The sequence below is a fragment of the Archangium sp. genome, from assembly GCF_036277355.1.
Classification (GTDB): Bacteria; Myxococcota; Myxococcia; order Myxococcales; family Myxococcaceae; genus Archangium.
In genome coordinates this window covers 23,538-45,770 of sequence record NZ_DASUNC010000119.1, presented here as the reverse complement: position 1 = coordinate 45,770, position 22,233 = coordinate 23,538, and the positions used below count along the sequence as shown (strand labels likewise).

23 protein-coding genes are annotated in these 22,233 nt (G+C 69.4%); 12 read left to right on the top strand and 11 right to left on the bottom strand.

Going from position 1 to position 22,233, the window contains the following annotated elements; all coding sequences use genetic code 11:
- Positions 1-78: 78 nt before the first annotated feature.
- Positions 79-1,137 (bottom strand): pectin acetylesterase-family hydrolase, encoded by a 1,059-nt coding sequence (locus VFZ09_RS30155; RefSeq protein WP_329731155.1) that lies wholly within the window; start codon positions 1,135-1,137, stop codon positions 79-81.
- 135 nt (positions 1,138-1,272) lie between these two features.
- Here VFZ09_RS30155 and VFZ09_RS30150 point away from each other — a divergent pair, with 135 nt between their 5' ends.
- Positions 1,273-1,779, top strand: coding sequence for a superoxide dismutase family protein (locus VFZ09_RS30150; RefSeq protein WP_329731154.1), 507 nt, complete (start codon positions 1,273-1,275; stop codon positions 1,777-1,779).
- A gap of 8 nt (positions 1,780-1,787) precedes the next feature.
- On the opposite strand, the gene VFZ09_RS30145 is transcribed toward VFZ09_RS30150, so the two are convergent.
- Positions 1,788-2,972 carry a glycosyltransferase family 2 protein gene (locus tag VFZ09_RS30145; RefSeq protein WP_329731153.1) on the bottom strand — a complete coding sequence of 395 codons (1,185 nt, stop codon included), beginning with the start codon at positions 2,970-2,972 and terminating at the stop codon, positions 1,788-1,790.
- A 66-nt stretch (positions 2,973-3,038) separates the two neighbouring features.
- On the opposite strand from VFZ09_RS30145, the gene VFZ09_RS30140 reads away from it, so the two are divergent.
- Positions 3,039-4,106 (top strand): potassium channel family protein, encoded by a 1,068-nt coding sequence (locus tag VFZ09_RS30140; RefSeq protein WP_329731152.1) that lies wholly within the window; start codon positions 3,039-3,041, stop codon positions 4,104-4,106.
- Positions 4,107-4,115: 9 nt separating this feature from the next.
- Here the strand turns inward: VFZ09_RS30140 and VFZ09_RS30135 are convergent, their stop codons facing one another.
- From VFZ09_RS30135 to VFZ09_RS30125, 3 genes are all read right to left on the bottom strand, one after another.
- Positions 4,116-4,931 (bottom strand): Uma2 family endonuclease, encoded by an 816-nt coding sequence (locus VFZ09_RS30135; RefSeq protein WP_329731151.1) that lies wholly within the window; start codon positions 4,929-4,931, stop codon positions 4,116-4,118.
- A gap of 54 nt (positions 4,932-4,985) precedes the next feature.
- Complete coding sequence (locus VFZ09_RS30130; RefSeq protein ID WP_329731150.1) at positions 4,986-6,371, bottom strand: alpha/beta fold hydrolase; 1,386 nt, start codon at positions 6,369-6,371, stop codon at positions 4,986-4,988.
- A 215-nt stretch (positions 6,372-6,586) separates the two neighbouring features.
- On the bottom strand, positions 6,587-7,876 hold the full coding sequence (locus VFZ09_RS30125) for an O-acetylhomoserine aminocarboxypropyltransferase/cysteine synthase family protein (RefSeq protein WP_329731149.1): 1,290 nt from the start codon (positions 7,874-7,876) through the stop codon (positions 6,587-6,589).
- Between the two features lie 548 nt (positions 7,877-8,424).
- Between VFZ09_RS30125 and VFZ09_RS30120 the strand changes: the two genes are divergently transcribed.
- A complete protein-coding gene (locus VFZ09_RS30120; RefSeq protein WP_329731148.1) occupies positions 8,425-9,888 on the top strand; it encodes a sugar transferase in 1,464 nt (487 codons plus the stop codon).
- On the opposite strand, the gene deoD is transcribed toward VFZ09_RS30120, so the two are convergent.
- Both deoD and pruA read right to left on the bottom strand, forming a co-directional pair.
- A complete protein-coding gene (gene deoD / locus VFZ09_RS30115; RefSeq protein WP_329731147.1) occupies positions 9,882-10,592 on the bottom strand; it encodes a purine-nucleoside phosphorylase in 711 nt (236 codons plus the stop codon). The genes VFZ09_RS30120 and deoD overlap by 7 nt on opposite strands.
- Positions 10,593-10,672: 80 nt before the next feature.
- Positions 10,673-12,310 (bottom strand): L-glutamate gamma-semialdehyde dehydrogenase, encoded by a 1,638-nt coding sequence (gene pruA / locus VFZ09_RS30110; protein WP_329731146.1) that lies wholly within the window; start codon positions 12,308-12,310, stop codon positions 10,673-10,675.
- Between the two features lie 132 nt (positions 12,311-12,442).
- On the opposite strand from pruA, the gene VFZ09_RS30105 reads away from it, so the two are divergent.
- A complete protein-coding gene (locus VFZ09_RS30105; protein ID WP_329731145.1) occupies positions 12,443-13,381 on the top strand; it encodes an aldo/keto reductase in 939 nt (312 codons plus the stop codon).
- A complete protein-coding gene (locus VFZ09_RS30100; RefSeq protein ID WP_329731144.1) occupies positions 13,378-13,881 on the top strand; it encodes a methyltransferase in 504 nt (167 codons plus the stop codon). Before VFZ09_RS30105 ends, VFZ09_RS30100 begins: the two co-directional genes overlap by 4 nt.
- A gap of 7 nt (positions 13,882-13,888) precedes the next feature.
- On the opposite strand, the gene VFZ09_RS30095 is transcribed toward VFZ09_RS30100, so the two are convergent.
- Positions 13,889-14,269 carry a response regulator gene (locus VFZ09_RS30095; RefSeq protein ID WP_329731143.1) on the bottom strand — a complete coding sequence of 127 codons (381 nt, stop codon included), beginning with the start codon at positions 14,267-14,269 and terminating at the stop codon, positions 13,889-13,891.
- A 227-nt stretch (positions 14,270-14,496) separates the two neighbouring features.
- On the opposite strand from VFZ09_RS30095, the gene VFZ09_RS30090 reads away from it, so the two are divergent.
- Positions 14,497-14,895: a thioredoxin family protein gene (locus VFZ09_RS30090; protein ID WP_329731142.1), complete on the top strand. Its 399-nt coding sequence runs from the start codon at positions 14,497-14,499 to the stop codon at positions 14,893-14,895.
- A 41-nt stretch (positions 14,896-14,936) separates the two neighbouring features.
- Here the strand turns inward: VFZ09_RS30090 and VFZ09_RS30085 are convergent, their stop codons facing one another.
- On the bottom strand, positions 14,937-15,188 hold the full coding sequence (locus VFZ09_RS30085; protein WP_329731141.1) for a hypothetical protein: 252 nt from the start codon (positions 15,186-15,188) through the stop codon (positions 14,937-14,939).
- Entirely contained in the window at positions 15,145-15,831 is a 687-nt protein-coding gene (locus VFZ09_RS30080; protein WP_329731140.1) for a serine protease, read from the bottom strand. Before VFZ09_RS30080 ends, VFZ09_RS30085 begins: the two co-directional genes overlap by 44 nt.
- Positions 15,832-16,059: 228 nt before the next feature.
- Between VFZ09_RS30080 and VFZ09_RS30075 the strand changes: the two genes are divergently transcribed.
- The 5 genes from VFZ09_RS30075 to VFZ09_RS30055 all read left to right on the top strand — a co-directional run bounded on the left by VFZ09_RS30075 (position 16,060) and on the right by VFZ09_RS30055 (position 19,503).
- Entirely contained in the window at positions 16,060-16,710 is a 651-nt protein-coding gene (locus tag VFZ09_RS30075) for a hypothetical protein (RefSeq protein ID WP_329731139.1), read from the top strand.
- Positions 16,711-16,788: 78 nt separating this feature from the next.
- Positions 16,789-17,985 (top strand): acetyl-CoA C-acetyltransferase, encoded by a 1,197-nt coding sequence (locus VFZ09_RS30070; protein ID WP_329731138.1) that lies wholly within the window; start codon positions 16,789-16,791, stop codon positions 17,983-17,985.
- Positions 17,986-18,031: 46 nt separating this feature from the next.
- Positions 18,032-18,247 (top strand): hypothetical protein, encoded by a 216-nt coding sequence (locus tag VFZ09_RS30065; protein ID WP_047862989.1) that lies wholly within the window; start codon positions 18,032-18,034, stop codon positions 18,245-18,247.
- Between the two features lie 167 nt (positions 18,248-18,414).
- The gene (locus tag VFZ09_RS30060; RefSeq protein WP_329731137.1) at positions 18,415-18,612 is read left to right on the top strand and encodes a hypothetical protein; all 198 of its coding nucleotides are present in this window, start codon (positions 18,415-18,417) and stop codon (positions 18,610-18,612) included.
- Positions 18,613-18,780: 168 nt separating this feature from the next.
- Positions 18,781-19,503: a DUF1751 domain-containing protein gene (locus tag VFZ09_RS30055; protein ID WP_329731136.1), complete on the top strand. Its 723-nt coding sequence runs from the start codon at positions 18,781-18,783 to the stop codon at positions 19,501-19,503.
- Positions 19,504-19,624: 121 nt separating this feature from the next.
- On the opposite strand, the gene VFZ09_RS30050 is transcribed toward VFZ09_RS30055, so the two are convergent.
- Complete coding sequence (locus VFZ09_RS30050; protein ID WP_329731135.1) at positions 19,625-21,265, bottom strand: sigma-54-dependent Fis family transcriptional regulator; 1,641 nt, start codon at positions 21,263-21,265, stop codon at positions 19,625-19,627.
- A gap of 253 nt (positions 21,266-21,518) precedes the next feature.
- Between VFZ09_RS30050 and VFZ09_RS30045 the strand changes: the two genes are divergently transcribed.
- Positions 21,519-22,178 carry a YceI family protein gene (locus VFZ09_RS30045; RefSeq protein ID WP_329731134.1) on the top strand — a complete coding sequence of 220 codons (660 nt, stop codon included), beginning with the start codon at positions 21,519-21,521 and terminating at the stop codon, positions 22,176-22,178.
- Positions 22,179-22,233: the final 55 nt, after the last annotated feature.

Below are 22,233 nucleotides of genomic sequence, written 5' to 3'. Positions count from 1 at the left end.
CATCCCCTCTCCCCTCGGGAGAGGGACGGGGTGAGGGTATCGAGGCTCCTGGGTTGATAAGGGACTGTGAGCCGTGCGTTACGGCCGCACGGACCTCCACTGCTCATCACTCCCACTCTGCATCTGATTGAGCCAATCCAGCAGGACCACGCCCTGTGAGCTCTGCGAGCCGGGGTTGAGCAGCATGGTGTGGCCCTGTCCGGCGGTGATGAAGGAGCGGGTATTGGGCAGCGGCGAGAGCACCGTGCTGTCGAGGTCGAGCAGCGCGGTCTCGAAGGCGGAGGCGGAGAGCTGCAGGTAGGTGCGGATCGTCTGATCCTGCGCCGAGGACAGCAGGGCCATCCGGTCGTTGGGGTACTTCAGGGCGAGCGCGGGGTAGAGCTCCGCGTAATCCGCCTTCACGGCGGGGTCGAGGGCATCCATGACGGCGTCGTAGTTCCAGGCCTTGGCCCAGGCGGCACGGAGGTTGGCGGACATGGCATTGCTCTTGAAGAGCGGCCCGGAGTCATCGAGGAGGAACACCTTCGCGTTGGGGAAGGTGGAGCGGATGAGGTCGTAGTTGAGGGCGGCGCCGAAGCCTCCGGCGCTCGAGCCGGTGACGAGGACCTGCTCGGGGTTGGGGAAGGTGGCGGCGATGCGGGCGAGGAAGGCCTCGGTGTTGGCGCGGCCCTTGTGGCGGATCGTCCTGGAGGTGGAGCCGCTGGTGTAGACGGCGTCCGCGTTGCCGATGTGCAGGTCGCCTGTGCAGTACGGGACGAAGAAGTAGTTCCAGTCCTTGTACGGGTTGTTGGCGAGCTGCCGGTCGAAGACGGAGCCGGAGCTGATTCGCGAGAACAACGCGTCGAACTGGGTCCGGGTGAAGGGCCCGTGCGCGGAGGTGTTGAGCTGCAGGCAGGTGACGGCGTCCCAGCAGGCTCCACCACCATTGAAGAAGATGAGGAGGTTCTTGCTGTCGGTGAGGTTGGCGCCGATGCCCGTGGGCGTGCCCTCGTCGCAGGTGGAGTTGGAGAAGTCGACCCAGCTCCACGTGTTCTGCGGGGTGGAGATGGGCGTTTCCCCGGGCTGCTCTCCAGGTTGCCCCATGGGCTCCTTGTCACATCCGGAGCCCACCACCATCAGCGTGGTGAGTACGGCCAACAGGTTTCGTGTCATGCGGGGAGCATAGAACGGGGTCCGCGTCGGGCGGCGGACAGAGCCGCCACGATTCCAGTCCCTCGCCGAGGCCGGTGTCTCATGCTGCCGGTGCGGACGGTTACACGGGGAGGAACAGTCATGCGGAAGCTGCTGTGGTTGGCAGGAGGATTGGCGCTGGCGGGCTGTGGTGGGGAGCGCGCGACGGCGGATCTGATGAACGCGAGCGGCGAGAAGATCGGCACGGCGACGCTGGTGGAGCGGGGCGACGCGGTGGATCTCCAGGTGGAGGCCACGGGACTGGAGCCGGGCCTTCACGGAATCCACTTCCACCAGGTGGGCCTGTGCGAGGCGCCGGGCTTCACCAGTGCGGGGAGCCACTTCAACCCGTTGGACAAGCAGCATGGGCTGGATTCCCCCACGGGCGCGCATGCCGGGGACCTGCCCAACCTGGAGGCGGACGCGAGCGGCAAGGCCTCCTACAAGGCCACGACGAACCGGGTGACGCTCGGCGAGGGACAGCTCTCCATCTTCGACGCGGATGGCACCGCGCTCGTCATCCACGCCCAGGCGGACGACCAGGTGACGGATCCCACGGGCAACTCGGGGGGACGGGTGGCCTGCGGCGTCCTCGCCCGGGACAAGTAGGGGACGGTTCAGAGCGGCGATTCGAAGCGGATTCCCTTGCGCAGCAGTTGCGTGGGGTACAGGGTGCCGCGCCACACGATGCCGCCGCGGCGCCACCCGAGCCACCCCGAGCGCAGCAGGAAGACCACGAAGAGCAGCGTGCCCACCGGGAACACGAGCGTGGGCCCCAGGGGCCGCCGCAGCACGCGGCTGGCCAGGGCGCACGTGGCGAGCGCCGTCCCCGTGCCCACCAGACCCATCACGCGCAGCCACGCGGGCCACCCGGGTGCCAGCGCGAGCAGGGGCGCGGTCTCGATGAGCAGGTAGGTGAGGCACGAGAGCACGAGCCGCGTGTTGCTGAGCTGCCCCATCACGCCGAAGCCCGCCTTCTCGCAACCCCGGGCCATGGCGCCCAGGGTGGGGTAGAGCTCCACGCTCACGTGGCCGAGCGCGTGGGCCACCCCACAGCGGCCCCCGGCGCGCTTGACCATCTGCCCGAGGGCGGCGTCATCGGCGATCTCCAGCTTGAGCCACTCGAAGCCGCGGGTGCGCGCGAACATGTCGCGGTGCACGAGGTTGAAGACCCCGGCCCCCATCGAGGCGGAGGAATCGGGGTCCGCCACGCGGTGGAGCCGTGCGGCGGTGCCAATCATCCGCATGGTCGTGGAGACGGCGGCGTCCAGGAGGAAGGACGTGGGCCGCAGGAGGAAGAGCACGGTGAGGAAGTCCCAGGAGCGGGCCTCGCACAGGGCCATGGCGCGGCGCACGGTGTCCGGAGCGAAGTGCACGTCCGCGTCCGTGAAGAGCAGCCACTCGCCGGTGGCGGCCTCGGCGCCCCGGTGGAGCGCGTGCAGCTTGCCGAGCCAGCCCTCGGGCAGGTGGGTGATGTGGAGGGCCTTCACCCGGGTGTCCGCGGCGGCGAGCCGGTCCACCAGGGCGCTCGTCCCGTCGTTGGAGCGGTCATCGACGAGCACCAGCTCCAGGTCCGGGTAGTCCTGGGCGAGGCGCGAGGCCACGGCGGCCTCCAGCGTGTCCACCTCGTTGCACGCGGGGATGACGAGCGACACCCGGGGACACCGGGCCGGCTCGGGAACGCCGGGTGCTCCCAGGCGTGGCAGCCCTCGCTCCAACCGCACGAAGCCCCAGATTCCCAGGAGCCAGTACGCACAGCTCAGGCCCACCAGCACCGCGAAGGCTCCCACCAGGATGCTCATGTCTGACATCGTGTCACGCGTCCGGTGGGTGGTCGAGGTGCCACGGCCGTGGTACGCAGGCAGCCGATGGTGACTCCCCGCCTCCGCCTGGCGATGAATCTGCGCTACCTGTTCGCGCTGCTGCGCCGTTTCCGCACCACGGTGCTCATGGCGGTGTTGCTCTTCGGCTGCATGCCGTTGCTGTACCGCTGGCGCCACGTCGGGGCGGACGGGCACGGGGTGAGCCTGGGCAAGGCGCTGCGCCACGTCTACTTCCTGCTCTACGGGCAGCCCTCGCTGGACGTGGATGACAGCCTGTTGATGTTCCTCGACATGCTCATCCCGCCGGTGGGCATCGCGGTGCTCGTCGACGGGGTGGTGCGCTTCGCCTATCTCTTCTTCGCCAGGCACCGGCAGGACAAGGAGTGGTTCGAGGTGATCGCCGAGACGTTCAAGGGGCACGTGGTGGTGTGCGGCGCGGGGCGCGTGGGGTACCGCGTGGTGGTGCAGCTGCGCTCGCTGGGCAAGGACGTGGTGGTGGTGGAGAAGCGCGAGGAGGCGGCCTTCGTGGCGGTGCTGCGCGACGAGCAGGTGCCGCTGCTCATCGACGACATCCGCAGCCCCCAGTGCCTGCCGCGCACCAACGTGAGGAAGGCGGCGGCCATCGTCTGCGCCACGGACGATGACCTGGCCAACCTGAACATCGCGCTGGACGCGCGGCGGATGAATCCGGACATCCGCGTGGTCATCCGCCTCTTCGACGACGACCTGGTGGCCAAGGTGCGCGACACCTTCAAGGCCGAGGCGCTGAGCAGCTCGTCGCTGGCGGCTCCCGCCATGGCCCTGGCGGCGTTGGATCCACGCATCGTCCACTCGTTCCGCATCGGCACGCACCTGATGGTGGTGTCCGTCTTCGAGGCGCGCGCGGGGCTGCCGGGGTTGACCATCTCCGAGGTGCGGGACCGCTTCGGAGGGCTGGCGTTGTCCATGCGCCGGGGAGGCAAGGGCGACGAGTGGTTGCACCCCTCCGGTGACACGCGCATCGAGGCGGGGGACATGGTGACGCTCCAGGCCGAGTACAAGGACTACAAGCAGCTGCGCGCCTTCACGCTGGAGCCGGACGCCCCCGTCTACTCCCATCACGGCGATAGCTGAGCCCGGCCCTCACTCCTCGCGGTGCTGCAGCCGCTCCAACTCGGCCGTCAGCTCCGCGATGCGGCGCTCCGCCTCCTCGCGCAGCCGTGCCTCCTGCTCGCGCAGCCGGGCTTCCTGCTCGCGCAGCCGCGCTTCCTCGTCCACCCGCCGCTGCACCTCCTCCAGCTTCTCCCGCATCCGCTCCACCAGCTCCCCCGACTCCAGCAGCAGCGCGTTGCCCGCCCATATCTGCAATCGCGCGTTCACCACCTCCAGCTCCAGCCCCAGCACTTCCGAGGTGTAGCGGCCCTGCTTCGTCTCCATCCGCTCGTACCGCTTCACCCCGGACTCCTGTAGCCGGTACCCCTCCAGCCGCTCCCGGGCCCGGTCGTAGATGAAGTATTCGGCAATCCCCAACCGCGCGTAGCGCTCCACGTTGTACTCGGCGTCCTTCTTCCGGTCGCCCCCCACGTGGACCTCCAGCACCCAGTCCAGCCCCTTGCCCTCGTGGCTCACCACCCACTTCTCCCGCTCGTGCGCCTCCACATCCAGCACCACCAGCAGGTCCGGGGCGAAGCGCCGCTCGCCCGGGTAGTAGATGGGCAGCTCCGCGCCGATGTACACCTTGCGCCGCTGGTGGCTGAAGTAGCCCTCGAGGAGATCCAGCGTGCGCACCTTGGCCCGGAGGTGCTTGTCGCCCTCCGGCATCGCCATCTCGTCCCACGTCACCTCACCGGGCAGTGACGCCACCACCCGCTCCCGCTCCTCCGTCCCCATCGCCTCCCACTCCTCTTGTGTGGGCGCCCGGGGGAAGGCGTCCTCACGCTCTCGTGTGTGCCGTCCCATGCCTTCAAGCCTGCGACGGGTGACCTCTCCGGTCAACTGCCCCCGCGCTACTTCTCAGCAAGGAGCGGGCCGAGTGGACACTGCATACGCCGCCGAGTGCAGCGCGGCCGGGCACACCTCCTCCACCGTTCCTGGCGTGGAGGGGGAGTCCTCTCCCGTGGACGTGCCCGTGGACCCCGCGCCCGAAGCGTGGGGCAGGGCGAGCGCACGCCGCAGCAGCCCGTCGAGGGGCTCCCACTCGATGAGGAAGCCGTCGTGTCCGTGGGCGCTGGAGAGCTCGGCGTACTCCGCGTGGCGTCCGTGCGCCCGCAGGCGCTCCGTCAGCCGCTCCATGTGCTCGGGGTAGAAGAGCTGGTCGTTGTCGATTCCCACGCACAGGGCGCTCGCGCGGATGCGGGCCACGCCCCACGGTCCGTCCGTGTCCCCCTCGGGAGGGCGCGCGAGGTCGTGGTGGTCCATCGCTCCCAGCAGCGCCAGGTACGTCCGCGCGTCGAAGCGCGCTCGCAGCTTCGCGCCCTGGTACTCCAGGTAGCTCTGGATGGGATGGAGCGCCCGCGAGGACCACGGACGTGGCGGGTTCCTCCCATGACGCGATTGCAGGCCCGGCTCCGCCCGGTAGGTGAGCATCGCGAGCTGCCTCGCCAGCTCCAGGCCTCGCGCGGGGGCCTCGGGGAACTGCGGGTCCAGCAGCAGCGCCTGTCTCGCCACGTGGTTCCAGCCCACCACCCACGGGCTCGATTCCTCCGCCGCCGCGATGGGACAGATGCGCTCGAAGCGCTCCGGCGCCAGCACCGACAGGCATAGGACGATCATCCCTCCCAGCGAGCCTCCTACCCCCAGGGAGACACGCTCAAGGCCCAGCGTGTCCAGCGCCTGCAGGATGGCGCGCGCCTGGTCCCACGGCGTCACCGTGGCCGGCAGCTGGTGCTCGTTCTGCCGCAGGTCTCCCTTCGGCAGTGGCTCGGGTGGGCCGAAGCGGCGGTCATCCACGCGCCTCGGGAAGCCCTCGTCCGCCGGCCCCGAGCTCCCGTAACAGGAGCCCAGGTTGTTGAAGCACAGCAGCCGCACCCGCTCCGGATCCAACGCCCGCCCAGGCCCGATGACAGGTTCCCACCATCCGCCTTCGCCTCCCGCTCGCATGTCTCCCGTGAGTGCGTGCACCAGCAGCACCGTGGGCACCGTGGCGTCCGGTTTCACTGGGGGCGGGTTCCGTGGAGCGGTGGTGAGCCGGTGGAGTTCCTCCTTCGTGCGGCGCACGACTCGCAGCGCGTTCTCCCGCACCGTTTCTTTCGGGAGTACGTGCGCTCGTGCGCGCAGCCAGGGCAGGTCCTGCTCGGGGCCCCACCACCAGCCTCGCGCCACGTGGGACATGACCCGCGCCCCTGCTTCGAGCGGCAGGTCGGGCAGTGAGAGGTCGAACACACAGGGCGACGGGGACATGGCGGGTTCCTCGTGAGATGGGATTCACGGCGTGCGATGCAGACCCTCACCCCAGCCCTCTCCCAGAGGGAGAGGGGGCAGACACGGTGCCAACCTGGGATGCGGGCACCCTCACCCCGTCCCTCTCCCGGAGGGCGAGGGGAGAGGGGCGTGGGTAGGGCACTGGGGCAGGGGAATGAGAATGGGAGATGGGGCGGGGTGTTGACCCCGAGTCCTCAGGCCTCGGCGAGCGCCTGCTCCAGGTCCGCCTGCAGATCGTCCAGGTGCTCCAGTCCCACCGACAGACGCACCAGTCCGTCCGTCACTCCCGTGCTCAACCGCTCCTCGGGCGTCAGCTGCTGGTGCGTCGTGCTCGCCGGGTGGATGATCAACGAGCGCGTGTCACCGATGTTCGCCAGCAGGCTCCACAGCTTCACGCCATCGATGAGCTTGCGTCCCGCCTCCACGCCCCCTCGCACCCCGAACGTCACCAGTCCGCCGGCTCCGTTGCGCAGGTACTTCTTCGCGTTCGCGAAGGATGGATCCTCCTCCAGCCCCGGGTAGCGCACCCACTCCACCTTCGGGTGCCGCCGCAGCCACTTCGCCACCGCCAGCGCGTTCTCCGAGTGCCGCTCCACCCGCAGCTTCAGCGTCTCCAGTCCCAGGATGAACGCATGCGCGTTGAACGGGCTCAGCGCTGGACCCAGGTCCCTCAGTCCCTCCAGCCGCGCCTTGCCGATGTACGCCGCCGCCCCGAGCGCCTCCGTCAGCCTCAGCCCGTGGTAGCCCGGGTTGGGCTCGGTGAACTCGGGGAAGCGTCCGTTGTCCCAGGGGAACGTGCCTCCGTCCACGATGACGCCGCCAATCGACGTCCCGTGGCCTCCGATGTACTTCGTCGCGCTGTGCACCACGATGTTCGCCCCGTGCTTCAGCGGGTTGAACAACGCCGGAGACAGCGCCGTGTTGTCCACGATGAGCGGGATGCCCGCCTCGCGGGCAATGGCCCCCAGCGCCTCGAAGTCCGGGATGTCCAACCGCGGGTTGCCCACCGCCTCGATGTAGAGCGCCTTCGTCTTCGGCCCGATGGCGGCCTTCACCTCGGCCGGCTTGTTCGCGTCCACGAAGCGCGTCTGGATGCCCAGCCGCGGCAGCGTCACCTTGAACAGGTTGTACGTGCCCCCATACAGGCTCGTCGCCGAGACGAGCTCGTCCCCCGCCTTGAGGATGTTCAGGAGGGCGAGCGTCTCCGCCGCCTGTCCCGACGCCACCGCCAGCGCTCCCACGCCGCCCTCGAGCGCCGCGATACGCTTCTCGAAGACGTCCGTCGTGGGGTTCATGATGCGCGTGTAGATGTTGCCCGGCTCCTTGAGCGCGAACAGGTCCGCCGCGTGCTGCGCGTTGCGGAAGCGGTAGCTCGTCGTCTGGTAGATGGGCACCGCGCGCGAGCCGGTCGTGGGATCGGGCTCGTAGCCGGCGTGCAGGGCCAGGGTCTCGAAGTGCTTGGACTGCGACGGATTCGTGCTCATGGAGGTGCTCCTCGGGTGGGCTGGAAAAGCCACGAGGGCACCGGAGGCCATGAAACGACTGAGCCCACCGACCCTCGCGGGATGGTGGGCTCCGCTCTGCTTCGCCTCGGGTCGCCGAACGTCGGTCAACCGGCGGCGGGCAGAGGCCCACCACTCGGCATCCACATTCGACGGCAGGCGAAGGGCGCGAAGCTCATGACGCCCGGCAACATGAACCCCCTCCGCTATCTTGTCAAGACATCCGTTCGACAGGATGTCCGTCATGGCGGAGGCGTGAAGGGTTCAACGGCTCCGGCACGCGGTGCCCGGCATGATCGGAATATGCCGTCTGGCATGTAGCGGCCGAGCGAGCACGAGGGCGCTCCAACCCGGCAGGTCGGGTCTTTATTCCAGATCAAGCATGGACTCGCCCGCGAGCCGAGTGGCAAAATATGCGGGTGAGTCCCCCTGCCTCGCCTGTCCCTCCCCCCGGGACGACCACCGCGTCGGGCCGATTCCTGGCGGTCGCGGTCCCCACCAAGCCGCTCTGGCTGGTTCCTCCTCGCGTCGTGTTGCAGCGCCGTGCCGCCCGCACGCTGCTCATGCACGCCCTGAGGGCCACCTCGCGCACCTTCCTGTTGATCCTCGCCGACATCGCGGCCTTCCTCATGGTCCGCGCCGCGTTGAACGTCGTGCAGACCAGCCAGAAGCTCGAGCCCCTCGACGCGGCCACCCGCTGGGCCGTGCCCCCGCTCGGCTCCGCCGGGGGATGGCAGATGGGCGGCGCGCTCGTGGTGGGCCTGCTCATCGCCGGGGCCTACCGCTCGGGAGATGACTGGCGCTCGCTGCGGCGGGTCTTCAGCGGCGTGCTGCTCGCGGTGGGCCTGGTGCTCTGGCGAGACCTGTGGCTGCGCGGCATCGCCCCCGTGGTGGTGCACTACTTCACCGCGGTGGGCGGCCTGGGCGCCGCCGTCATGCTGAACCGCTTCCTGCTCGACCAGCTCGTCGCCCGGCTCATCCGCATCCCCGCCTTCCACTCCCCCGCCGAGCGGGTGATGTTGGTGGGCTCTCCAGATGACCCGGCCAGCCAGCGGGTGCACAAGCGTCTGGCGCACTTCGGCGTCCTCGAGGTGGTGGGGTGGGTCTCCCCCTCCGTGCCCGAGCTTCCCAGCGACGACGGCCAGGGCAAGGTGCTCGGCTCCGTGGATGACCTCTGGAACGTGCTGCAGCACAACGCCGTGGACACCGTGGTGCTCTGCGGCTTCGTGGACGACGCGCAGATGAAGCTGCTCATGGAGGCCGTGGTGTCCGCCGGCGTCCGGTTGCTGGCCGTGTCCCGCTATGACCGGCTCGGCTGGGTGCGCCCCTCGCCCATCTCCTACCGCTCGCTGCCCTTCATGGAGCTCACCGTCCCCTCGCTGCGCGCGCAGCAGATGTGGGTCAAGCGCGGGGTGGACCTGGTGTGCGCGGGCCTGGGGCTGCTGGCCATCTCCCCGCTGCTGTCGCTCATCGCCATCGCCATCAAGCTCGACTCGCGCGGGCCCGTCTTCTTCGCCCAGGAGCGGGTGGGGCAGGGCGGCCGCATCTTCCGCATGATGAAGTTCCGCACCATGCGGGTGGGCGCCGACGCGGAGAAGGCCAAGCTGGCCCACCTCAACACCAGCGGTGACGCGCGCCTCTTCAAGATTCCCAATGACCCGCGCGTCACCCGCGTGGGCGCCTTCCTGCGCAAGTGGAGCCTGGACGAGCTGCCCCAGCTCATCAACGTGCTGCGCGGGGAGATGTCGCTGGTGGGGCCCAGGCCCTTCTTCGAGTCGGACCTGGTCAACTACCGCGAGCACCACTTCGGCCGGCTGGGCGCCCTGCCGGGCATCACCGGCCTGTGGCAGGTCAGCGGCCGCAGCTCCATCACCGACTTCGAGGACGTGGTCCGGCTCGACTGCGAGTACATCCACCGCTGGTCGCTCTGGCTGGACCTGGAAATCCTGCTGCGGACGCTGCCGGCCGTGCTGCGGCGCACCGGCGCCTACTGAGCGGTGGCCACGTCCAGGGCCAGTTCGATCATCTCGTCGAACGAGCTCTGGCGCGCCTCGGCGCTGAGCTTCTCGCCGGTGCGCAGGTGGTCCGACACGGTGAGCAGCGCCAGGGCGCGGGCGTTGAACTCGGCGGCCACGCCGTAGAGGCCGGCCACCTCCATCTCCACGGCGAGCATGCCCATGCGCTCGTGGACCTCGTAGTTCTCCCCGCCCGGGGCGTAGAAGAGATCCGAGCTGAAGACGGAGCCGGTGCGCACCGCGAGCTTGCGCTTCTCGGCGGCCTCGACGGCCTGGCGGGCGAGGGCGAAGTCGGCCACGGCGGGGAAGTCCTGGCCCTTGAGGCGCATGCGGTTGACGTTGGAGTCGGTGCCGGCGGCGAGCGCGATGATGACGTCGCGCAGCTTCACGTCCTGGCGCAGGGCGCCGCAGCTGCCCACGCGGATGAGGACGCGGGCGCCGTACTCGCGGATGAGCTCGGTGGCGTAGATGGAGATGGAGGGGATTCCCATTCCATGGCCCATGACGGACACCTTGCGGCCGCGGCTCGTGCCGGTGAAGCCGTACATGTTGCGGACCGAGGTGACCTCGCGCGTGTCCTGGAGGAAGCGCTGGGCGATGTAGCGGGCGCGCAGCGGGTCGCCGGGCATGAGCACCACGTCGGCGAAGTCTCCCGGCGCGGCGGAGATATGGGGAGTAGGCATGGCGCGGCAGCATAGCCCCTCCGCGCGAGGGAAGGGGACGACGTTCACGGTCCACCTCCCCCGCGCGAGTCCCGCCGCGCCTACTGCCCCATGTACGGATAGGGGACGCGGGTAGGCGGGACGAGGTTCTCCTTGATGGTGCGCGGCGACGTCCAGCGCACCAGGTTCAGCATGGAGCCCGCCTTGTCGTTGGTGCCCGAGGCGCGCGAGCCACCGAAGGGCTGCTGGCCCACCACGGCGCCCGTCGGCTTGTCGTTGATGTAGAAGTTGCCCGCCGCGTGCCGCAGCTCGCGCATCATCGTGCCGATGGCCTTGCGATCCCTCGCGAACACCGCGCCCGTCAGCGCGTAGGTCGCGCACGAGTCGCACTCGCGCAGCGTCTCCTCGAACTTCGCGTCCGGGTACACGTACAGGCCCACCACCGGCGCGAAGATCTCCTCGTGCATGATGCGGTGACGCGGGTTGGTCAGCTGCACCAGCGTGGGCTTGATGAACCAGCCCTCGCTCCGGTCCGCCTCGCCGCCCGCGAGGATGGTCGCCTCCGAGCCGCTGTTCTTCGCCAGCTCGATGTACGAGGACGTCCGCTTGAAGGACTTCTCGTCGATGACCGCGCCCATGAAGTTGCGGAAGTCGGTGACGTCGCCCATGCGCAGCTCGGCGATCATCTCCTGCAGCCGCGTCTTGAGCTTGGGCCACATGGACTCCGGCACGTAGATGCGCGAGGCCGCCGAGCACTTCTGGCCCTGGTACTCGTAGCCGCCGCGGACAATGGCCGTGGCCACCGCGTCCAGGTCATCCGCGGCCGAGTTGTGCACGAAGATGAAGTCCTTGCCGCCCGTCTCGCCCACCAGCCGCGGGTACTGCTTGTAGCGGCCGATGTTCTCGCCCACCGTGCGCCACATGCCCTGGAAGGTGGGCGTGGAGCCGGTGAAGTGGATGCCGCCCAGGTGCGGGCTGGACAGGACGGGGTTGCCCACCGTGGGGCCGTCTCCCGGCAGCATGTTGATGACGCCGTCGGGCAGGCCCGCCTCGCGCAGCAGCTCCATGTTGTACCAGTTGCTGTAGGCCGCCGTGTTCGAGGGCTTGAACAGCACCACGTTGCCCATGATGGCCGGCGCCACGCACAGGTTGAGCGCGATGGACGTGAAGTTGAACGGCGCCACCGCGAACACGAACCCGTCCAGCGGACGGTAGTCCATCATGTTCCACGTCTGCGCCGGGCTCACCGGCTGATCGCTCAGCAGCTGCTGCGCGAAGAAGACGTTGTAGCGCAGGAAGTCCACCGCCTCGCACGTCGCGTCGATCTCCGCCTGGTGCGCCGTCTTGGACTGGCCCAGCATGGTGGCCGCGTTGAGGATGGGGCGGTACTTCGTGGCCAGCAGCTCCGCGGCCCGCAGGAAGATGGCCGCGCGATCCACGAAGGGCATCCGCGCCCACTCGTCCTTCACCGACAGCGCGCTCTGGATGGCCTGCTCCACGTGGCTGGCGTCCGCCTCGTGCAGCGTGGCCAGCACGTGCGAGTGCTTGTGCGGCATCCGCACCGTGTCCGTCTTGCTGGACTTGATGCGCTTGCCACCGATGACGATCGGAATCTCGATCTGCTCGGAGGCCATGCGCGCGAGCGTGGCCTGCAGCTGGGCGCGCTCGGGGCTACCGGGCGCGTGGGAGAGCACGGGCTCGTTCTGCGGCGTTGGGACGCGGACGTTGGCGTTGATCACGCGGAGCTCCTCGGGGGGAGAAATCGGGGAAAGGGCGGCGGAGCATAGCCCGTCGTCCCAGGGGTTGAATCCTCGGGGTATGTAGAACCCGTACCTTCGAACATCACATCCATCACCCGGACTGAGGCTCCCATGGCAGATGAACGACCGCTTCCCCGCTTCCAGGCTCGACGGCAGCTCGGGCGCACCGGTTTCCGGGCCACGGCGGTGGGCATCGGGGACCTGGCCGACCGCTCCGTTCCCCTGCCGCGGTGCGTGGCCACGCTGCACCGCGCCATGGATGCCGGGCTCAACGTCGTGGACACCGCCCCCGGCTACGAGGACGGCTACAGCGAGCAGATCGTCGGCGAGGCCCTGCGCGGCCGGCGCGAGGGCATGTTCGTCATCGACAAGGTGGACTTCCTGGAGCAGCCGGTGACCCCGCAGGTGGAGGAGAGCCTGCGCCGGCTCCAGCTGGAGGCGGTGGACCTCTTCGTCTTCCACAACCTCTCCAAGCTGGAGACGTGGGAGCAGCTGGCCGCGCCCGGTGGGGGGATGGAGGAGCTGGAGCGGTGCGTGCGCCAGGGCAAGGCGCGCTTCCGGGGCATCTCCAGCCACCACCCGGACGTGCTGCGCGCCGCGCTCGAGTCCGGCCGCTGTGACGTGGTGATGTTCCCCGTGGGGCCCTACGTCCACCCGCGCTACGTGCAGGAGATCCTCCCCCTGGCGAAGGCCAGGGGCGTGGGCACGGTGACCTTCAAGACCTTCGGGGCGGGCAAGCTGCTCGGGGACACCGAGGGCTACGGGCGGCCGCTCCAGGCCCGTCCGCGCGGCAAGGTGAGCTCGGGTGGGGCCGAGACGGGGGCGCCCTCGCTGCCCCACCTCGGGGTGGAGGAGTGCGTGCGCTACACGCTCACGTTGGATCCAGATGTGGCGCTGATGGGGATGAGCTTCCCCAACGAGCAGGACGCCGCGCTCCACGCCGCCGCGGCCTTCCAGCCCTTCACCTCCGCGCAGATGGCGGACGTGCGCCAGCGCGCGGCACGGGCCATCGAGGGCAAGGGCGCCGTGTGGTGGAATCCCACGACATGAGTGCCTTCACCGTCAGCCGCATCCTCTTCGTGTGCCTGTTGATCAACGAAGCCGTCGTCATGGGGCGCACGCCGCCGGAGGAGCGCCAGCGCATCATCATGCCGCGGGCGATGCCGCTGCCGGCCCTGCTGCTGCTCGCCCCGTTCTTCTTCGCCTTCGAGCTGCCGGGCGGGTGGGGCTGGCGGGTGGTCTTCGTGCAGGCCCTGGGGTTGGGGATGGAGCTCGCGGGGGAGATTCAGTTGATGCGCGCCCGGTCGTACTCGGTGGCGGCCAACCTGCCGGCCCAGCCACAGACGACGGGGCTCTACCGCCGTCTGGAGAATCCCATCTACGTGGGCATCCTGCTGCAGGTGGGCGCCTGGGCCCTCTGGATGCCGGTGGCCTTCGTCTCGGTGGCGCTGCTGCTCGAGTCCTTCCGGCGGATGGTGCGGGAGGAGCGCGAGTACCTCGCGCGGCTGGCGGTGTCCCACCGGGGCGCGGACAGCTTCCTGTGGAATTGAGGCCCGCTCAGCTCTGGGCCACGGCGGCGAGCGGGCGCGGCTGGAGCAGCTCGTGCAGCCGCGCGATGAGGACGGCGGGCTGGACGGGCTTGATGAGGTAGGCGTCACCGGCCTCGGGAATGCCCGGGCGGGGCGGGTGGCCGCTGATGAAGAGGAAGGGCACGGCCTGGAGCGCGGGCTCGGCGCGCACCTGGCGGCACAGCGCGTAGCCGTCCATGCCGTCCATGTTCACGTCCGACACGATGAGGTCCGGCGGGCTCTGGCGCACCTGCTCCAGCGCGGACATGCCATTCTCGGCGAGCGCGCAGTCGAAGTCCGGCGCCAGCAACAGCCGCAGCGTCTGGCGCATGGACCACGAGTCATCCACGATCAGGACTCTGGGCTTCACGGGGCTCTCCAGGACGACGGGCCTGCTGGCGCGCTCCGGTTTCACCGGGGGTCCTCACGGGCCCACACTCACGAGCGCGAACCTGTTCAGTTTCGCTCGCTTCGCGGGGATTAGGAAGGGGCACGGGTCGTCTTTTCCTCAGTCCGCGAGGTGAATCTTCCGCTGGGGTTCCTGGCTCCTACCTTCAGGTCGGGTGAGGTACGGCCCGCTTGGGTTGGAGGAGTCCCATGCCGGTGGTGTCCCTGGACAGCAAGAGCTTCGGACCGACGTTGGGGAGGCCCGGCATCCTGCTCATTGATTGGTGGGCCAAGTGGTGCTCGCCCTGCCTCGTCTTCGGCCCTGTTTTCGAGGGGATGGCCGAGCGTTACCCGGATGTGACCTTCGCCCGGGTGGAGGTGAACGGGCAGCCGGAGCTGGTGGAGGTGATGGGGGTGCAGGTGCTGCCCACGCTGATGGTGTTCCGCGACGGCTTCCTGCTGCTCCACCACGTGGGCGTGCTACCGGAGCCGATGGTGGAGGACGTCATCCGGCAGGCGCGCGCCCTGGACATGGCCGAGGTGCGGCGGAGGCTGGCGGAATACCGGGTGAGCCAGGCGCGGGTCCGCGTGGGTCTGCATGGGGTGTGAACGGGCTCCTCGAGGGGCCCGCTCCCCCCGCGCGAGGCGGGTCAGCGCTTCCGGTCGCGGTCCACGGGGCTCGCCGTCTTCTCGTCGCGCGGGTCCGAGGCCTTGTCGTCCTGCTCCTCCCACTCCTCGCCGCGCTCGACGCGGGCCTCCCAGGACGTGTCCTGCGAGGGGCCGGGGTTGTCCGCCGCCCGGGCGCGCGCGTTGATGTCCTGGGCCACCCGCGCCGCCGCCGCGTCGATGGAGAGGGGACTACTGGCCCGCGCCGCCGCTGCCGCCGACGCCCTGCCCGGCACCGGGCCGGGCCAGCTCCGCGACGAGCGTGTTCAACACGGGCGTCATGTCGGCCGTGGGCGTCGCGATGCTGCACGCCGCGCCTCCATGCACCAGGCCCACCACCTGGAGCTGGTGGTCCACCACCGGCGCGCCGGAGTCTCCCTTCTCTCCCGTCAGGCTGGTGAAGAGCGCCTGGGGCACGCCCGGCAGCGAGGGGCAGCGTCCGAGCCGCTTCAACTCCACCTCCTGCGGCTCGTTGGGCCGGTCGGTGCGGCCGAAGAAGAGGAGCCCTTCCCCGGGAATGGGCATGGCGGTGGCCACGTGGAGCGGGCGCACCGGGGACGCCTCGTCGAAGCGGATGACGGCGACGTCCCGGACGGAGTCCACCACCTTCACCACGCCGCTGAGCATCCGCCCGCTGCGCAGCACCACCGGCTGGCGCTCGCCCGGGGCCACGTCGATGCAGTGCGCGGCGGTGAGGGCATGGCGCCCGTCCTCGACGACCACGCCCGCGCAGTGCCCGGGAAAGAGCGTCACCGTGGCGTCCTTCAGCGTGGTGAAGGCCTGGCTCGTGCCGTCCTCCGGCTTCTTCGACGCACCGCACCCCGCCAGCGCCACCACCGCCAATGCTCCGGCCAGCCTCGAGAGTCTCCTCGCTCGCATCACCGTCCTCCCGCGGCGCAGCCGTTGCCCCGCTGCCGGAGACGATGTGCACGCCTGGACAGTGGCTATTCCCGCAGGCCCGCTCAGCGGGCGTGCGGACTGGTAGACGTCTACCAGTCATGTGGTTTTATGTCCTACCTCAGTGGTAGACGTCTACCACTGAAGACCGCCGGGCCTTCTGGAGCGGATGGACTAGGGTGCGCGCCTCATGTCCCCGGGAGTCCCGTCATGAGCCCTCTCGCCGAGCTGCTGCTCGTGCTCGTCGTGTTGGGAATGGCCGTGAAGTTGCTGCTCCTCAACTTCTGGCGGGCCGTTCTCTTCGTGTCCCCCGGCGGCGTCCGCGTCCTGCCGGTGGCCCCCGCGGACCGGATGCAGTTACCGCCCGAGCTCGCCACGCTGGCTGGCCAGCTCCAGGCCCTGGGCTTCGTCCCGCTCGGCAGCCACGTGGAGAAGCCCCGCTTCCAGAAGGGCACCGCCTCCTACGATTTCGCGCACCCGGGGCAGCACACCTTCGCCACCCTTCATTTCTCACCCCGGGGCGAGCCCCGCCTCTATCTCCTCACCCCGCTCGCTCCGGAGGGGTTCGTGCTCACCGCCGGTTACGCGCGGCCGGGTTTCGAGCTCCCCGGCCGTTATCGCTCAGGGGGCTTCCCGGAGGTCCCTCCCGAGCGGCTGCTCCAGGCCCACCGCGTGCGGTTGCAGGGGCTCCCGGCGTCGGAAGATTTCACCTGGGAAGAGCGGTTGCGGTCGGGGCAGGCATGGTACCGGGGGCTCGGACAAAGGGAGATTCGTCGACAGAACCTCCAGGGGTTGTTGTGGACGGTCGTGGCCCTTGCCATCGTCGCCGCTCTCTTCCTGGGAGGCGGACGCCCGGTCTGATGCACCTGGAGCGTGCACGGCACCCGTTTGGGGAGTAGGAAGAACGAATCTTTTCAGCCCGTCTGGAGCCGTCCCGCGATGAAGAGCGTGTCCAAGAGCGAAGAAATCTACTTCCTGTCCGGTAAGCGTACGGCCTTCGGTACGTACGGCGGCTCGCTGAAGGAGCTGAGCGCCACCGACCTGGCCGTGGAGTCGGCCCGGGCCGCGCTCGAGCAGGCGAAGGTCTCTCCCGAGTCCATCCAGCACGTCATCTACGGCAACGTGGTGCAGACGAGCGCGGACGCCATCTACCTGCCCCGGCACGTGGGCCTGCGCACCGGGGTGCCGGTGCCGGTGCCGGCGCTGGGCGTCAACCGGCTGTGTGGCTCGGGCTTCCAGGCCTTCGTCACGGCCGCGGAGATGATGCTCACCGAGCAGGCCGACTGCGTGCTGGCCGGCGGCACCGAGTCCATGAGCCAGGCCCCCCACGTCATCCGCGGCGCCCGCTGGGGCCTTCCGCTGGGCAAGGGCGGCATGGAGGACATGCTGTGGACGTCGCTCACGGACAGCTACACCGGGCAGCCCATGGCGATGACGGCCGAGCAGCTCGCGGTGGACTACCAGCTCTCCCAGGACGCGGTGGACGAGTACGCGGTGCTCACGCAGAAGCGCTTCGCCGCCGCCCAGGAGTCGGGCCGTCTGGCGCAGGAGATCTGCCCCGTCACGCTCAAGAGCAAGAAGGGCGAGACGCAGTTCGCCCGGGACGAGCACAACCGGCCGGACACCACGGTGGAGGGCCTGAAGAAGCTGCCCAAGGTCTTCAAGAAGGACGGCGTGGTGCACGCGGGCGCGGCCAGCGGCATCAGCGATGGCGCGGGCTCCATGGTGATGGCCACCCGGAGCTACGTGGAGAAGCACGGCCTCGAGCCCCTGGCCCGGCTGGTGAACTGGGGCATCTCCGGGTGCGACCCGAAGGTGATGGGGATTGGGCCGGCGCCGGCCATCCGCCGGCTGCTCGAGCGCGCCCAGTGCAAGCTGACGGACGTGGACCTCTTCGAGGTGAACGAGGCCTTCGCCCCGCAGTACCTCGCGGTGGAGAAGGAGCTGGGCCTGCCGCGCGAGCAGACGAACGTGAATGGCGGCGCCATCGCCGTGGGCCACCCGCTGGGGGCCTCGGGCGCGCGCATCACCATGACGCTCGCCTACGAGCTCAAGCGCCGGGGCGCCCGCTACGGCATCGGCTCGGCCTGCATCGGCGGCGGTCAGGGCATCGCCCTGCTCATTGAAGCTCTCTGAACAGGGCCCTCTGATTACCCAGACGAATCCAACGGAACCCATGACGATGAGCAACGAGCTGGATGCGAAGGCGGCCCGCGAGCGGGCCAAGGCGATCGCCGAGCAGCGGCGCGCCGAGCGCCGCAACCGCAAGCGCAAGTGTGTGGTGTGTGGCGTGGAGGAGAGCGACAAGACGCCGTTGGGGGCCCACCCGGACGGCATCGGGCCCTCGTGCAAGGACGAGCTCACCTGCCAGGCTCGCCGCGCCGCGGCCTCCCGGTGAGGTGGACCCGGGGAGGCGCCCTACGTCCCGGGTCGCCTTCCCCTCCTGGCGGGTAGGAGTGTCGTGTGCCGGGCGGGAAAAAGGCCGGAATTTCGGGCCGTTTCCTTGATGGGCGTCAAGACTCGCGGTAAACGTGCGGAATCTCTTCGGTTACACGAGGGTCGGGAATGGCCGTCATCAACTTCACGGGTGTCAAGGTGTTCTCCACGACGCTCGCGCGCGATCGCGAGAACATGGGTGAGAACATCACCAAGTGGCTCAAGGAGAACTCCAACCTGGAAGTGGTGGACAAGATCGTCACGCAGTCCTCCGACAAGGAGTTCCACTGCCTGACCATCACCCTGTTCTACCGCCACAAGTCCTGAGCGGGACGTCCTGCCGGTGACGACATGGCCCCTGGGCGCTCTCCCCTGAAGCGGGGATGGGCGCCCTTCGCTTTTGGCACGCCCGGAAGTGGACGGAAACGGTTGCGAAGCGGGCGGTGTTCCACCACCTTTGGACGACTCTCGGGTGTCCCGAGTCAGGAGGGTTGGATGCGACCGATGCGGAGCTTTGGCGGCGGAGGCGGGGGGGTCGGCTTCCCCAGCGTGGAATCCACGGCGGCCAGGCTGGCGATCGGGCTGGTGGTGGGCTCGGTGTTGTCCCTGGCGGTCCGCTCCGTGGGCGCGCTGCTGGTGCTCACCCCGGGGGCCGTCTTCCCCGGGCTGATGCTCTGGCAGCCCTTCACCTACGGCTTCGTCGAGCTCAGCCCCCTGGGCATCATCTTCGGCGCCTTCGCCCTCTACTCCATCGGCGGCGGCCTGGAGATGAGCTGGGGCTCCAAGCGCCTGCTGTGGGTGGTGCTGGGCGGCACGGTGCTCGCGGGCTTCCTCACCGTCCTCCTGTCCCTGTTCTTCCCGCAGCTGCGCGCCATGCCGTACCCCGGGGGTTGGGTGATGGGCACCATCGCCTGGGTGGCCTACGGCCTGTCCATCGGCCGCGGGCAGACGAACTTCTGGGGCATCCCCATCACCGGCAACGTCTTCGCCGGCATCGGCGCCTTCTTCGTCCTGCTCAACTCGCTCGCCGGCAGCTGGATCAGCCAGGTCCCGGAGATCTTCGCGCTCGGCATCACCTTCATCGCCGTGCGCGGCGGGAGCCCTCGCACCCTCATGCTCCGCCTCCAGCACTGGCGGCTGCAGCGGCAGCTCCGTGGGCGCTCGCGCCACCTGCGCGTCATCTCCGAGGAGCGCCCGGATGACCGGTATTTGAATTAGCTCCGGGTGGGGCTCACGGGGAGGAACCCGGGAGTCCTATACCCTCACCCCGTCCCTCTCCCAGGGGGAGAGGGGTGGTGGGCTCGGATGGGGCCAGGGTGCTCGGTGGTGAGGGCCGTGCTCAGTTGGGGACTTCGGGCTCTCCGTACTGCTTGAGCTTGCGGTAGAGCGTCGCCACCCCGATGTCGAGCTGCTCCGCCGTGCGCGCCCGGTTCCCTCCGTTGCGCGCCAGCACCGCGAGGATGTACTCGCGCTCCATCGCCTCCAGCGTCCGCGGCGACTCCCCCGGCACCAGGCTCGGCGGCGCCGCGCGCACCTCCTCCGGCAGATCGTCCCGCTCCACCCGGTTGCCCTCGCTCAGCGCCACCGCCCGCTCGATGGCGTTGCCCAGCTCGCGCACGTTGCCCGGCCACCCGTACCGCAACAGCTGGTCCGCCGCCTCCGGTGACAGCCCCGACACCCTCCGCCCCAACCGCTCCGTCGCCTCCGCCAACAGCATGCGCGCCAGCGGCAGGATGTCGTCCCTCCGATCCCTCAGCGACGGCACCTTCAATTCAATCACTCGCAGGCGGTAGTAGAGGTCCTGCCGGAAGCGCCCCGTCACCACCTCCGCCGCCAGGTTGCGGTTGGTCGCCGCCACCACCCGCACGTCCACCTTGCGGCTCTGGTTCTCTCCCACGCGCCGCACCTCCTTCTCCTGCAGCGCGCGCAACAGCTTGGCCTGCATCGACGCGGGCACCTCGCCCACCTCGTCCAGGAAGAGCGTGCCCCCGTGCGCCGCCTCGAAGAGCCCCGGCCTGTCGTGCGTGGCCCCCGTGAAGGCCCCTCGCGCGTGGCCGAACAGCTCGCTCTCCAGCAGGCTCTCCGTCACCGCCGCGCAGTTCACCGCCACGAAGGCCTTGTGCGCCCGCCCCGACTCCTCGTGGATGAGCCGCGCCACCCGCTCCTTGCCCACGCCACTCTCACCGGTAATCAGCACCGTCGAGTCCACCTTCGCCGCCCGCCGCGCCAGGCTCAGCACCTGCTTCATCGCCTCGGTGCGCGCCACCATGCCCGCGGGGTCCTCCGGCACGCCCGACACCCGCGCCAGCGTCTGCCGCTTCGCCCTCAGCTTTCGCTCGGCCTGCTTCAGCGCCTCCGTCACCTGCGCCAGCGCCCCCTCCATGCACTGCGTCTCGTAGAAGCGCAGCGCCTCCTTGCACTCGGGGCTCCACTCCTCCTCCGGCTTGCCCATGATCTGGCAGACCGGGTCCCCCTTGCCCACGCAGCGCGTCTCGATGCAGTACACCGGCTTGCCGTTGCAGTAGCTCATGTACCCGCTGGCGAAGCCCGTCAGCGCCCAGCACACCGGCTCCTCCGCCTTGCCCAGGTGCAGCAGGTGCTGCTCCGCCTCGTACGAGTGGTGCCACAGCGCCTCCGCGAAGGGCTCCGGGCCGTCCTCCGCGCGGTGCTCCACCGGCTCCAGCACCACCTGCCCCTGCAGCGTGTGCAGCCGCCCTCCCGCGCGGCGCCACTGCGACTCGTCCTCCCACGGGAAGGCGTTCTTCATCGTCTCCGCCGTCCGCCACCCGTGCGCGAAGCCCAGCCGCGTGAGGATTCCCCTCGCCGCCATCATCCCCACCGTGCCGATCAGCTCCTTGCGCAGCAGCCCCAACGCCACCGGGTCCAACAGCAGCACCCGCTGGCCCGCGAAGTGGATGAGCCCTCCGTTCGCATCGAACGTCAGCAGCTCGTTCAGGTTCAGCTCCAGCCTCGGCGCCATCGGCTCCTCCCTCTCAGGATGATGGGGCTCTCTATCGTTTTGAGAGCCCCCGCGCGAGCCAAAGTGGGACAGTCCAGGAATTTCGAGGGGTTGAAAGGTCGGGTTTCCTGGCCCGGGGGTTGCTAGATGGTTCCCACGAGAGGTGCTGCTCCGCTGGGGTCCGCCAGAAACTCGCGGCCCGAGATTTCACCGGGGTAGCGTCCGCCCTCGCGTTTGAAACCCGTTGTACGCAGTTCCACTGGAGAGAAACACCATGAAGCTGTCCTTCAAGCCCGCCGTTGCCGCCCTCGTGCTCGCCGCCCCGTCGCTGGCCTTCGCCGCCGAGTATGAGATCGACTCGGCCCACTCGGCCGCGAACTTCTCCGTGAAGCACATGATGGTGTCCAACGTGCGCGGCGCCTTCGCCAAGGTGACTGGCACGGCCAACATCGACGAGAAGGACATCACCAAGTCCACCGTGCAGGCGGTCATCGACGCCACCACCATCAACACCAACGAGCCCAAGCGCGACGAGCACCTGAAGAGCCCGGACTTCTTCGACACCGCGAAGTACCCCACCATCACCTTCAAGTCGACGAAGGTGGAGAAGGCCGGGGACAACCTCAAGGTGTCCGGCGACCTCACCATGCACGGCGTGACCAAGCCGGTGGTGCTGGACGTGGAGGGCTTCACCACGGAGGCGAAGGATCCCTGGGGCAACACCAAGCGCGGCGGCGTGGCCACCACGAAGATCAACCGCAAGGACTTCGGCCTGGGCTGGAACAAGGTGCTGGACACCGGCGGCGTGGCGGTGGGCGAGGATGTCTCCATCACGCTGGACCTGGAGCTGAACAAGAAGCAGGCCCCCGCGGCGGCTCCGGCGGCTCCGGCGGCTCCGGCGGCCAAGCCGGCCGCTGCTCCGGCCAAGAAGTAGCCGGCCTGAAGCAGGGCAGGGCGTGAGCCCGGAGGGGCCTCGGAGACGAGGCCCC